At 38.0% G+C, this 12,394-nt stretch carries 14 protein-coding genes and 1 other annotated feature; all 14 genes read right to left on the reverse strand.

The window, feature by feature from the left end; translation table 11 throughout:
- Nucleotides 1-15: 15 nt before the first annotated feature.
- Nucleotides 16-918, reverse strand: a complete 903-nt coding sequence (locus tag BAZO_RS02675) for an aspartate carbamoyltransferase catalytic subunit (RefSeq protein ID WP_003329709.1) — start codon at nucleotides 916-918, stop codon at nucleotides 16-18.
- Between the two features lie 130 nt (nucleotides 919-1,048).
- A complete protein-coding gene (locus BAZO_RS02680) occupies nucleotides 1,049-2,356 on the reverse strand; it encodes a solute carrier family 23 protein (protein WP_003329711.1) in 1,308 nt (435 codons plus the stop codon).
- 32 nt (nucleotides 2,357-2,388) lie between these two features.
- A complete protein-coding gene (pyrR, locus tag BAZO_RS02685) occupies nucleotides 2,389-2,934 on the reverse strand; it encodes a bifunctional pyr operon transcriptional regulator/uracil phosphoribosyltransferase PyrR (RefSeq protein ID WP_003329712.1) in 546 nt (181 codons plus the stop codon).
- Nucleotides 2,935-3,160: 226 nt separating this feature from the next.
- Nucleotides 3,161-4,072, reverse strand: a complete 912-nt coding sequence (locus BAZO_RS02690; RefSeq protein ID WP_003329713.1) for an RluA family pseudouridine synthase — start codon at nucleotides 4,070-4,072, stop codon at nucleotides 3,161-3,163.
- On the reverse strand, nucleotides 4,059-4,559 hold the full coding sequence (gene lspA / locus BAZO_RS02695) for a signal peptidase II (RefSeq protein ID WP_275450121.1): 501 nt from the start codon (nucleotides 4,557-4,559) through the stop codon (nucleotides 4,059-4,061). Before lspA ends, BAZO_RS02690 begins: the two co-directional genes overlap by 14 nt.
- 53 nt (nucleotides 4,560-4,612) lie before the next feature.
- Nucleotides 4,613-4,924 (reverse strand): TraR/DksA C4-type zinc finger protein, encoded by a 312-nt coding sequence (locus BAZO_RS02700; protein ID WP_003329715.1) that lies wholly within the window; start codon nucleotides 4,922-4,924, stop codon nucleotides 4,613-4,615.
- A gap of 198 nt (nucleotides 4,925-5,122) precedes the next feature.
- Nucleotides 5,123-7,888: an isoleucine--tRNA ligase gene (ileS, locus tag BAZO_RS02705; RefSeq protein WP_003329716.1), complete on the reverse strand. Its 2,766-nt coding sequence runs from the start codon at nucleotides 7,886-7,888 to the stop codon at nucleotides 5,123-5,125.
- A gap of 67 nt (nucleotides 7,889-7,955) precedes the next feature.
- Nucleotides 7,956-8,208, reverse strand: a binding site (T-box leader).
- A gap of 50 nt (nucleotides 8,209-8,258) precedes the next feature.
- Nucleotides 8,259-8,756, reverse strand: a complete 498-nt coding sequence (locus tag BAZO_RS02710; RefSeq protein ID WP_003329718.1) for a DivIVA domain-containing protein — start codon at nucleotides 8,754-8,756, stop codon at nucleotides 8,259-8,261.
- A gap of 93 nt (nucleotides 8,757-8,849) precedes the next feature.
- Nucleotides 8,850-9,623 carry a YlmH family RNA-binding protein gene (locus tag BAZO_RS02715; RefSeq protein WP_003329719.1) on the reverse strand — a complete coding sequence of 258 codons (774 nt, stop codon included), beginning with the start codon at nucleotides 9,621-9,623 and terminating at the stop codon, nucleotides 8,850-8,852.
- Nucleotides 9,624-9,693: 70 nt separating this feature from the next.
- Nucleotides 9,694-9,960: a YggT family protein gene (locus BAZO_RS02720; RefSeq protein ID WP_003329720.1), complete on the reverse strand. Its 267-nt coding sequence runs from the start codon at nucleotides 9,958-9,960 to the stop codon at nucleotides 9,694-9,696.
- A gap of 4 nt (nucleotides 9,961-9,964) precedes the next feature.
- Nucleotides 9,965-10,402: a cell division protein SepF gene (locus BAZO_RS02725; RefSeq protein ID WP_003329721.1), complete on the reverse strand. Its 438-nt coding sequence runs from the start codon at nucleotides 10,400-10,402 to the stop codon at nucleotides 9,965-9,967.
- 15 nt (nucleotides 10,403-10,417) lie between these two features.
- Complete coding sequence (locus BAZO_RS02730; RefSeq protein ID WP_003329722.1) at nucleotides 10,418-11,095, reverse strand: YggS family pyridoxal phosphate-dependent enzyme; 678 nt, start codon at nucleotides 11,093-11,095, stop codon at nucleotides 10,418-10,420.
- Nucleotides 11,085-11,933, reverse strand: a complete 849-nt coding sequence (gene pgeF / locus BAZO_RS02735) for a peptidoglycan editing factor PgeF (protein WP_003329723.1) — start codon at nucleotides 11,931-11,933, stop codon at nucleotides 11,085-11,087. Before pgeF ends, BAZO_RS02730 begins: the two co-directional genes overlap by 11 nt.
- A gap of 79 nt (nucleotides 11,934-12,012) precedes the next feature.
- Nucleotides 12,013-12,309, reverse strand: coding sequence for a YlmC/YmxH family sporulation protein (locus BAZO_RS02740; protein ID WP_003329724.1), 297 nt, complete (start codon nucleotides 12,307-12,309; stop codon nucleotides 12,013-12,015).
- Nucleotides 12,310-12,394 lie beyond the last annotated feature (85 nt).

Here is a 12,394-nt window from a genome sequence, read left to right on the forward strand (position 1 = left end):
CTTATTTTCTGCTTCTTACAGTTGTACAGTCAGTTCATTTATCTTTTGTGTTTCAAATGCACGTTTTAAGACAGCCATTCTGGCAAAAACTCCATTTTGCATTTGCTTAAAAATTCGTGAACGATCACATTCAACTAATTCATCAGCAATTTCAACTCCGCGATTCACCGGTGCGGGATGCATGATAATACTGTGCTTTTTCATAGTCTTTTCTCTCTCAATCGTTAAACCATAGGCTTGATGGTATTCTTCTTTCGAATTCCCCATTTGCCCCGCGTGTCGTTCGTGCTGAATCCGGAGCAGCATCAACACATCTGCTTCGCGCACAGCTTCATCCATTGAAATAAACTTACCTGTATTATCCTGCCATTCATTTGGGCCTGAAAACACTACATTGGCACCTAGTCTTGTTAAAGCATCATAATTTGAATGGGCAACGCGGCTATGGCTAATATCACCGACAATCGCAACATTTAAATCTTTAAATGTTTGAAATTCCTGCTTAATCGTTAATAAGTCAAGTAGGCATTGAGTTGGATGCTCTCCTGTACCTGCACCGGCATTGATAATCGGAATGTTTATTTTTCCTACAAGCTCTTGGTAGAAATTATTTTCATGGTGGCGAATGACAACCCCATTAATACCAATGGATTCCAATGTTCGTACCGTATCATATAAAGTTTCACCTTTTTGAACACTAGAGCTTTCCGCGTAAAAATTTAAGACCTCTAATCCCAGCTTCTTTTCTGCTACCTCAAAGCTATTCCTTGTCCGTGTACTATGTTCAAAAAACATATTAGCGACAAACATTTGATGATCGACCTTCCAACTATTCCCCTCGGAAAACTGCTCTGCTTCATGAAGAATATTCTCAATCTCATTCAAAGTTAGGCCTGACATTGTTAATAAATGATTCATTTCATTTGCCCCCATTCGATTAATGAACAAATTAGGTTTAAAAAAACACCCATCTGTATTTGTATATACAAGGGTGCACTTGGAACACCCTTATAAGCCTCTCTGGACCACATTTAAAGTGTGTTTAATCTTAGTTGTTGTCTTCACTTAACAATGCATTTTCATCAACATTCTTTTCTCTGCCAGGCAAGACAAAGTTCAGTATTGCACCAATAATGGCTGCTAATGCCATACCGGAAATTTGAACTTGTTCAGTTACTTGAATAAAGGCCCCGCCAATACCAATTACTAATATTACAGAGGCAATAATTAAATTTCTATTTTTACTGAAATCCACTTTATTATCGATCAACATCCTTAACCCAGATGAGGCGATAATCCCAAACAATAGTATAGATACCCCACCCATTACATTGGTTGGGATTGAACTAATCAATGCGCTAAACTTGCCAATAAACCCAAATATAATTGCGAATACTGCTGCACCGCCAATTACAAACACGCTAAATACTCTCGTAATCGCTAAAACCCCGATATTTTCTCCATACGTCGTATTCGGAGGACCACCGATGAGGGAAGCTAATGTTAACGCAAATCCATCACCTGCAATCGCCCTATGTAAGCCTGGTTTAACAAGTAGATTTCGATTAATAACTTTGCTAAGAACCATCTGGTGTCCGATGTTTTCGGAAAATGTAACAATGACAACCGGAAGCATCGCAATCGCAACACTCCATTTTAATTCTGGAGAGTATGTTACAAAGGGAATTAACAGTTCAGGTGCTTCAAACCATTTTGCTGCGGTCACCCCTGAAAAATCAACAATTCCAACGATAGCTGCATAGGTGTAACCACAAACGATTCCGAATAATACAGGAATAACCCCAAAGAATCCTTTAAAAAACATCGTTGCTATTATTGTTAAGAATAGTGTGACTAATGCAACAGAAAAGTGCAAAGAACTGTAGGTAGCCGCATCATTAGGGTCGATTCTCATTGCCATATTAACCGCGTTTCCTGCAAGCCCAAGGCCGATAACCATAATAACAGGTCCGACAACAATCGGTGGCAAGATATTTAAAAGCCATTTAACTCCGAACTGTTTTATTAGTAAGGCCACTATTCCGTAGATCATCCCTGCCATAAACCCAACTAGCATGGCCGTACCAGGGCCACCACTGGCCTTAGCTGCGATAACAGGCGCGATAAAGGCAAAGGAAGAGCCTAAGTATGCTGGTATTTGACCTTTTGTAATAACTAAGTATCCAAGTGTGGACAACCCACTTGAAATTAGGGCAACCGATGGACTCAATCCAACTAGGAAAGGTACTAAGATCGTTGCTCCAAACATGGCGAACAAATGTTGAATACTAAGAGAAATCCATTGCGGGACTTTTGGTCTTTCATGTACGTCTAATACGATGTCTTGTCTTGTCATTATTCTCTTCCCCTATTCTCTTAATCTGTAGCTTATTCTTTCTCATGAATGCTTACTTGATCAATTGGATCTACTTCATTCAACTCAACAACAATGACCTCTGAACTGGATGTCGGAATATTTTTTCCAACGAAATCTGCTCGAATGGGCAGTTCCCGGTGTCCTCTGTCAACCAAAACAGCCAATTGAATTTGGGATGGCCGGCCGATATCCATTATGGCGTCCATTGCGGCCCGAACCGTTCGACCTGTATATAACACATCATCAACTAGGATTACCGTTTGTTCTTTAATGTCCACTGGTATACTAGACCCATGGATCATTGGCTCATTATTCGAAGTCTTCGTCGTTAAATCGTCGCGATAAAGGGTTATATCTACTTCCCCAACCGGTATCGGATTTCCCTCAATTTGTTTTATTCTTTCTGCGAGGCGATTTGCTAAATAAATTCCTCGAGTTTTAATACCAACTAGAAGGCAGTTTTCAATTCCTTTGTTACGTTCAATAATTTCGTGCGCTATTCGTGTTAATGCCCTACGAATGGCTTGTTCATCAAGGACAATCGCTTTTTCCTTCATGTTGCCTCCACCTCTTTATTTTTAATTTTCCAAAATGTCAATTTTATAGACAAAGCAAAAATCCTCTCACCGATTGGCGAGAGGATCGTTTTTTGTACACGAAGATAAGAGGACAGTCTTCCCCTAGTATTCATATCACGATTTCCTTCTCAGCCTCACGGGACTGTAGTTAAAGGACCTATTTATTTTCTAAAAAAATTATCCCACTAATATCGAATTTTGTCAATTAGCTTTTTCGAAGTTTATTTAGTAATTCTTCAAATTCTCCTGGCAGTGGTGCTTCAAATTGCAAAAACTCTTTTGTGCGCGGATGAATAAATCCTAATATACCTGCATGAAGTGCTTGCCCACCAAGATCCATTGTTTTTTTCGGGCCATATTTTGGATCACCAACTAAAGGATAGCCAATATACTTCATATGAACTCTTATTTGGTGAGTACGGCCGGTTTCAAGCTGACATTCAACAAAGGTATAATCTTTAAATCTTTCTAGCACCCGAAAATGGGTTACAGCTGTTTTACTATTTTCATCGGTCACCGTCATGCTTTGGCGATCATTTTTGTCCCGGCCAATCGGCGCATCAATTGTGCCATTGTCGTGTGAAATATTTCCATGAACCAAGGCTTTATATTTTCTTAAGACAGTTTTATTAACTAGCTGGTCTACTAATGATTCATGGGCCATATCATTTTTGGCTACCATTAGTAATCCTGATGTATCTTTATCAATTCTATGAACAATACCCGGTCTTAGAACCCCATTTATTCCCGATAAATCTTTACAATGCGCCATCAGTCCATTCACGAGGGTGCCGGATAAGTGGCCTGGAGCTGGATGCACAACCATCCCTTTTGGTTTATTAACGACTAGGACATCAGAATCTTCATAATAGATATCGAGATTCATCTCTTCAGGTAAAACATCTAAAATCTCCGGTTCTGGGATTTGAAGTTCGATATAATCATCCAGCTTGCATTTATAATTTCCTTTAATATCTTTTCCATTAACAGTTACAAGTCCATCATTAATCCATTGTTGAACTTGACTTCGTGACCATTCTTCATTGAAGGTAGATAACACTTTATCAATTCGCTCATTTTCGTTAGCACTTGTTATTGTTGCTTCAAACTTCTCCATTTACCTTTTTCTCCTTTTTAGCTTCCAGCAAAGTATGTATTAATATGAGGATTACCCCAGCGACAAGTGCTGCATCCGCAACATTGAATATTGGATAATTATATTTGAAGAAATAAAAATTCAAATAGAAATCAAAAAAGTCGACTACTTCTTTTCTAATAAGGCGATCAATAAAATTCCCGATCGCCCCCCCAAGGATAAGACCTAATGACCAGCCCATTAACGGATCCTTTTTCGCCAATTTCCGGATGTAATAAATAACGGCAATAATGACAATAATAGTTATGATATAGAAAAACCACATTTGACCTTGTAAAATCCCCCATGCAGCTCCCCGGTTGCGATGTGAGGTTAAATAAAAGAATTGATCAATGATTGTGATGCTTTCCCCAAGTTCCATCTTTTTAACAACGAGCCATTTCGACCATTGATCAATTAAAATAACAATAATTGCGATAAAATAATAAATCACCAATGCTCCTCCGATCTTCCTATGCCAAAAATTTATTTCTGTAAAATTGTAGCATAGTCGCTGGCAAATTAACAATATAGAGGCTGTTCAACTAGATATGGAAATTGTGTCATTGCCTCTGCTTCACGAAGTGTTCTAACTGTTGGAACAACCTTTAACAGTTCTGTTGGTATCCTTTCACCGGTTTCCTCGCAAACCCCATATAGTCCTAGATCCATTTTGAGCAATGTTCGTTTCACATCCTGTAGTTCGGCTTGAATATGGTGATCTACTTGGTTTAACTTTTCCCGATCATAATACGAAGTTCGATTTAATCCTTCTTCCAGTTCCGTTCTAGTTAATTCAAGCTCTGCTTTAACTTGTGCATAAAGATCGTTCATAATCAAGCTGCCTCCTTGGAAACTTTGAGTTATGTGATTAAATTGTAAGCTTATTGTTGCCAGAACGAATATATTTAGACAGGCAACATTTACAAGCGAAAAGCGATAGCACCCATTTAGCGAAATCTACTAGTCGCAGGGTGCTGGAGCTAGACATTGAAAAGGCGCACTGCAAATGTGCGCCTTCCGCTTTTCTATTTATTTCACATAATGCTCTTGAACGGTTGTTCCACAGTCTTTACATAATGTTGGATGTTCAGCTACTGCTCCTACTGTTGGTGTAACAACCCAGCAGCGTTCACAAGTCTCGCCCTCAGCCGGTTTAACGACGATTGACAAAGTATCAAAGCTTTGTGCCTCACTTGGAGCATTGCCTTGATCTCCAGCCATTTCTAAATGTGAGACAATGAATAGTTTTTGTAAATCTTCAATATTTTGTAGAAGCTCCTTATATTTAGCATTTGGATATAATGTGATGCTTGCTGTTAATGACTTGCCGATTACTTTTTCATTACGAGCATTTTCTAGAGCTTTTAAAACATCATCACGAATTTCCATAAAGGTATCCCATTTTTCTTCAATAGCTGCTGCGTTCACAATTTCTGTCACTTGAGGCATATCTACAAGCTGAACGCTTTCTTCTGTAACACCTGGAATGTACTCCCATACTTCTTCTGCAGTATGCGGCAGGATTGGGGTTACTAATTTAGTTAAAGCAAGCAATGTTTCGTAAAGAACTGTCTGGATTGAACGACGGTTTTTACTATTTGCAGCCTCGATGTAAATAACATCCTTTGCCACATCCAAGTAAAAAGAGCTCAATTCAATCGTACAGAAATTATTTACGGCATGATAAATTCCGGCAAAATCATAGTTTTCATATGATGTCAGAACTTTATCAATGACCTTGTTCAGTTTCACTAAAATATAAACATCAACTTCGCGCAGGTCATTTAGGGAAACCTTATCAACAGCAGGATCAAAATCACTTAAGTTTCCAAGTAAGAATCTGAACGTATTTCTAATTTTCCGATATACTTCAGCCACCTGCTTTAAGATCGCGTCGGATACGCGAACATCAGCCTGATAATCAACAGAGGCAACCCATAGGCGTAAAATATCGGCACCTAATTGATCCATGACTTTATTAGGAATGATAGTATTTCCTAGAGATTTACTCATTTTCCGACCTTCACCATCTAATGCAAAGCCATGGCTTAAAATGCCTTTATATGGAGCTTTTCCAGTTACAGCAACACCAGTTGATAAAGATGAATTAAACCAGCCGCGATATTGGTCAGAACCTTCTAAATACAAGTCGGCCGGACGCTGCAATTCTTCCCGTTCTACTAACACCGCTTGGTGGGAAGAACCGGAATCAAACCAAACATCCATAATATCCGTTTCTTTAGTAAACTTGCCATTTGGACTATGTGGTGATGTGAACCCTTCCGGTAATAAATCCTTTGCTTCTCTTTCAAACCATACGTTTGAACCATGTTCTCTGAATAAATTAGAGACATGTGCAATTGTTTCATCCGTAATGATCGGTTCACCATCTTCACCGTAAAATACTGGGATCGGAACACCCCAGGCACGTTGACGGGAAATACACCAATCTTCACGGTCTTTAATCATATTGAATAATCTAGTTTCACCCCAAGCAGGAACCCATTTCACTTCTTTAATAGCCTGCAGCAATTGTTCTCTGAAATCCTTAATCGATGCAAACCATTGTGCTGTCGCCCGGAAAATAACCGGTTTCTTCGTTCTCCAGTCATGCGGATAGGAGTGTGTAATAAAAGTAAGCTTTAATAATGCGCCAACTTCCTGTAATTTCTCTGATACAACCTTATTCGCATCATCATAGAATAAGCCTTCAAAGCCAGGTGCTTGACTTGTAAAATATCCTTTATCATCAACAGGATTTAATACATCTAATCCATACTTTTTACCAACTAAGAAGTCATCTTCACCATGTCCAGGAGCAGTGTGTACACAACCTGTACCTGCATCTGTCGTGACATGCTCTCCAAGCATGACTAATGAATCACGCTCATAGAACGGATGACGGGCTACTACATTTTCAAGCTCTGCACCTTTTACAGTTTTAACAACCTTTACATTTTCCCATTCAATTGTTTTTGAAACTGATTCCAACAATGCAGATGCTAGAACATATTTTTCGCCATCCACTTCAACTACGCTGTATTCCAACTCAGGATGTACACAAATACCGAGGTTCGCCGGAATAGTCCAAGGTGTTGTTGTCCAGATGATGATTTTTTCATCCCCTGCTAGGACACCATTGCCATCTTTTACTTGAAAAGCAACATAAATCGAAGCAGAACGCTTATCTTGATATTCGATTTCTGCTTCAGCTAAAGCTGATTCGGATGATGGTGACCAATAAACTGGCTTTAACCCTTTATAAATATAACCCTTTTTTGCCATCTCCCCGAAAACTTTAATTTGTTGCGCTTCATAACCCTTTGTTAAAGTGATATAAGGATTTTCCCAATCCCCTCTAACACCAAGTCGTTTAAATTGTTCGCGTTGGCAGTCGACCTGCTCATAAGCATATTCTTCACAAAGTTTCCTGAATTCAGCGACACTCATTTTTTTGCGATCTACTTTTTTGTTTTTAGTCAACGCTGTTTCGATCGGCAAACCATGTGTATCCCAGCCTGGTACATACGGAGCATGATAGCCGCTCATTGATTTAAAGCGAACGATCATATCCTTAAGAATTTTATTAAGGGCATGACCCATATGAATATCACCATTTGCATAGGGAGGTCCATCGTGCAGGACAAACAATGGGCGTCCTTCCGTTCTTTTTTGGACCATTTTATAGATATTTTGTTCTTCCCATTTTGCTTGGATTTCAGGTTCACGTTTTGGTAAATTACCTCTCATCGGAAACTCTGTTTTCGGCATAAGCAATGTATCTTTATATTCCATTATAAAATCCTCCTATTTTTAATGCATAAGCTATTTTTTTACAATAAAAAAACCTTCTCAATCCCAAGAAAGGGACGAGAAGGTATTCCCGCGGTACCACCCAAATTAGCAAATAAAAGTATAATATTCCATATACTTGTATAATTAAGCTCGCTTTACTATTCGTAACGTGAATAAAACGCCCAAGCTTACTGGCTAACCTCATTTCAGCTTAAGAACTCAAGGGTGATCTTCCTCTTTACTTCTTCCATCGAGCTTGCACTATCCTCGATTCGCTGGCGGTGATCTGTAAAGACTACTGTCCCTGTCATCGTTTAAAAAATAGAATAAACAAATTATATTCAAACATTTTGCTTCCGTCAAGTTTTCTTTAAGATTCCGTTAATTCTTCCGGCTCTTCTTCATTATATTGCATTAAATGCTCCCAGTCATCGCTTTCAATCATTTCTAATTGGGCTTTGATTAACATGCGGAAACGATTGCGGAATACTTTCGATTGTTTTTTCAGTTCATCGATTTCAATCGCAATTCTGCGGGATTTACTTAATGCCTCGTTTATAATCCTGTCAGCATTTTTCTCTGCTTCCTTGATGATCAATTTTGATTCTGTTTGCGCGTTTCTTCTAACTTCTTCAGCAGCTTCCTGCGCTACTATTATCGATTTATTTAAAGTTTCTTCAATATTAGAAAAATAAGCTAATCTTTCCGTTAAATCTTTCACTTTTTCTTCAAGATCTTTTTTCTCACGAATGATGATCTCGTAATCTTTAATAACTTGATCTAAAAATTCATTAACTTCATCCTCATCATACCCACGAAAACCACGGCTAAATTCCTTATTATGAATATCTAATGGTGTTAATGGCATAGGTGACACCTCCAACATTTAGTCAAAAATCCAAAGTTATGATTTATATATTTTTCGACACATTCACTCTAATTCCTGCAACATTTTCAATTATTATTTCGCCTTTGCCACAACAATACGCCATTTTTCTTTCTTTGTTTGCCCTTCAATCCTTTTTACCTTGCATCGGCCAAACGTCCGCATCGATAATGTGTCGCCTTGATGACAAAGAAAAGAGGGGTCATCCGTAACCTTCCAATTCACTTTTACCATTTGATTTTGAATATATGGCAATACTTTTGTTCTTGATAGATTAAACACTTCTGCCAAAATAACATCAAGACGCATTGAGGATACCGTACACGTATGCTCATGCCATTCTTCATTCATAGAAATTATATTCTCACATTCAATTTGTTCAAGTGTGACATTTGTTTTTCCAACTTGCTTAAAATGAAGCCTTACATATTCTGCAACTTGGCTCGCTACGATGATTTGCGCTGCATCTTTATCAATTATGATATCACCGAATTTTGACCTTTTTAACCCCAACCCCATTGTTGAACCAAGAACTTTTCGATGGTCAAGTGTAACAAACTTAGAAGGGAAATTTATTGAAAATACAACAATATCAAAATCTTCGTTCTGAACTTCGTAATATTCCGGATAAAGGATTGCCCGTTTCCGTTCTGCCTGGTCATATCCACCCCAAAAAGCACATTTTACCTCTTCTTTTGAGCCTATGATCCTTTGAACAATGTCGATCTCCCGAGGGTCATAAAAATCGAGGAGCTTGTATGTATACTCATTGGCAACCTGTTCCCGCCATTCGATGATTTGATCAATAAAAGCATGTTCTTCCTTTCTAAAATGCTGATAAATTGACATTTTTTTCACCTTTATTATGTTTTTTGTATTTAAAAACAGGGATCTTTATAAAAGACCCCTGCCCTATGAATTATAGCCCCAAAAAGTGAAACAAGTTTACTGCTCCAGCTTGTGCAAATCTCAACACAAAAATAGCAACAATTGGAGAAATATCAATCATCCCCAAAGGAGGAATAATTCGTCGAAACGGTTCCAAAAATGGTTCTACAATTCTTCCTAGAAATTGTCCTATTGATGATTCTCTTGCTCCAGGAAACCATGACATAAAGATATAAATTATGATTGCCCAGCTATATATTCCAATCAGTTGTGAAATTATACTTCCGATTACTCCCACTTCATCACCACCTGTCCTCTATTGACCCCATTTCCTCTGCCATATCAGAAATAGAGCCTGTTATATCAACATTTTCCGGTGTACAAATAAACGTATTTGCACCTAGTTTATTAATATCTCCACCTATAGCATAAACGGTACCGCTCAAAAAGTCGACTATTCGCATTCCTTGGTCGGTTGTTACTCTTTGTAAATTAATAACTACAGTCTTACGATTCTTTAAATGGTCGGCAATCTCTTGAACCTCATCATAGATGCGGGGCTCGCATAAAATAACCTTTGATGATTGCTGAATGCTTTGTAGACTGACAACATTTTGCTTTGATGACCTTGTTACACGTTTTGGGACTTCATACTCCTCTTCCATTAGAGGTTGCTCTTCGATATATTCTTCTTCATCATCAAGGGCGAAAAAGGTTCGAAATTTCGACTTTATGCTCATTACTCATTACACCCCCTAAAATTCCTTTCCGACTAAAGAGGTGCCGATTCTTATCATCGTCGCTCCTTCTTCAATCGCTATTTTATAATCGTTGGACATTCCCATTGATAACTCTTCACACGGTGCGTAGGGAAGGTTTAAAGCTTGTACATCTTTTTGCAGCTTCTTAACTTTAGAGAACGTTTCCCGAAGAACTCCTTCATCCTCTATAAAAGGGGCCATTGTCATAAGACCTACAACCTTAATAAGGGGGAAATCCTTCAGGTTTTCAATAAATGGAACAACCTCATCTACTGATAATCCTTGTTTAGATTCCTCATTAGCGGCATTAACTTGAACAAAGCATTTAATGATATTTTTAGCTCGTTTATTAATTTCTTCAGCCAAGCTTAAGCGGTCTAATGAATGAATATAATCGACTTTATCGATAATATTTTTCACCTTTCTCGTTTGCAGTGTCCCAATAAAATGCCATACGGCATGTTCACCAATGATCTCCCACTTTTGATTTAAGCCGTTATCACGGTTTTCACCGATATGCTCGATTCCTGCAGCAATTGCACTTTGTGCAGTTTCGGTTGATACATATTTTGTTACGGCAATAATTTTGATTTCACTTGGGTCACGGTTTGTTTTTCTGCAAACTTCAGCGATATTTTCTTGAATTAGTTGTAAATTCTCTTTAACTGACAAAACCTGAACCTCCGTCCTTCATACCAATAAAGCTTAGCATTCTTCCTGTTTTACCTTGACTCTTCCGGTGTGAGAAAAACAAATCCGAAGAACAGCTAGTACAGTAGTTGGATATTTCAATATGTTCAGATAGGATGCCTGATTTTCTAATCATTTCATAATTAGCTGCTTTTAAATCAAGACGGTATTGTCCATCTGACACTTTTTCATATATTTTATTTGTTAACGCTCCCTCTAGGTTTTTATCCATTTGTTCCATTACATAATCATCGACAACATAACAGCATTTCCCAATGGAAGGACCGATACCGACAACTATATCCTCTACAGCGATATTTTCATCACTAATCCACTTCTCTATCATTTTACCACCTATATTGGCTGCCGTTCCACGCCAACCGGCATGGGCTACTCCTATTATATCTTCAGCGGATATAGCAAAAAAATACAATGGAACACAATCAGCATAGGCAGAAAATAGAAAGGTGTTTTGATCTCTAGTATATAACCCATCAACACCCTTTATCGCTGTTTCCATTTGTGTTGAACCTTTCCCCTTATCTTCTTTAGAAACTTTAGCAATTTTATCACCATGAATTTGTTCTGCGCAAATCCATGTATGTAAAGGGGCCCCAATCATTTCGGAAAGCTTCTCTCTGTTCCGAATAACATCTTCCCGCGTATCATTGACATGTAAACCGAGATTCATGGAATCAAAAGGCTTTTTGCTAAATCCACCATTACGTGTAGAAAAGCCTGCTACAATTTTTCGATTTAGAGAGTTCCATCGTTCAATAAACATTACCGATTCCTGAAGTTTAAATGGTTCCTTTATCACGAAGAGCCCCTTTCTCATAAATAATTTTATTTCATTCATATTTTACCACAACATCAATATAAATTAAGAGAAATATCCACTAATAGAAAGTTTTTGGTGCTTTTACTTCAGCTTCAATTTCATCATCGTCATGATAATTGGTCCGAAAATAGCGAACAAGAATAACATCGGTACCAATTTTTACGATATTACTCCATGGGACTACAACCTCATCATTTTTTCCGAAAAACCCCATCATTTTTGAACCAGTTTGAATAATGATCGCATCGATTTTACCTGTTACTAAATTTATATCTAAATCCGTAATGTTCCCTAATTTTTTTCCATCAGCAACATTAACAACATCTTTAATTTGGAAATCAGTTATCGTAAGCATATTCATTCCACCTCTTTCCCTACAAATATATGAAATGAAAGGCTTGGACTATGATTGAAGTGAACCAAAATAAAGTAGGGAAACC

The sequence above is a fragment of the Schinkia azotoformans LMG 9581 genome (assembly GCF_000307855.1).
GTDB lineage: Bacteria > Bacillota > Bacilli > Bacillales > Bacillaceae_J > Schinkia > Schinkia azotoformans.

Excerpts from the sequence above, each read along its gene's own strand:
- BAZO_RS02675 (WP_003329709.1), bottom strand. The coding sequence starts at position 918 with ATGAATCATTTATTAACAATGTCAGGCCTAACTTTGAATGAGATTGAG.
- BAZO_RS02680 (WP_003329711.1), bottom strand. The coding sequence starts at position 2,356 with ATGACAAGACAAGACATCGTATTAGACGTACATGAAAGACCAAAAGTC.
- pyrR (WP_003329712.1), bottom strand. The coding sequence starts at position 2,934 with ATGAAGGAAAAAGCGATTGTCCTTGATGAACAAGCCATTCGTAGGGCA.
- BAZO_RS02690 (WP_003329713.1), bottom strand. The coding sequence starts at position 4,072 with ATGGAGAAGTTTGAAGCAACAATAACAAGTGCTAACGAAAATGAGCGA.
- BAZO_RS02700 (WP_003329715.1), bottom strand. The coding sequence starts at position 4,924 with ATGAACGATCTTTATGCACAAGTTAAAGCAGAGCTTGAATTAACTAGA.
- ileS (WP_003329716.1), bottom strand. The coding sequence starts at position 7,888 with ATGGAATATAAAGATACATTGCTTATGCCGAAAACAGAGTTTCCGATG.
- BAZO_RS02710 (WP_003329718.1), bottom strand. The coding sequence starts at position 8,756 with ATGCCATTAACACCATTAGATATTCATAATAAGGAATTTAGCCGTGGT.
- BAZO_RS02715 (WP_003329719.1), bottom strand. The coding sequence starts at position 9,623 with ATGTCAATTTATCAGCATTTTAGAAAGGAAGAACATGCTTTTATTGAT.
- BAZO_RS02725 (WP_003329721.1), bottom strand. The coding sequence starts at position 10,402 with ATGAGCATAAAGTCGAAATTTCGAACCTTTTTCGCCCTTGATGATGAA.
- BAZO_RS02740 (WP_003329724.1), bottom strand. The coding sequence starts at position 12,309 with ATGCTTACGATAACTGATTTCCAAATTAAAGATGTTGTTAATGTTGCT.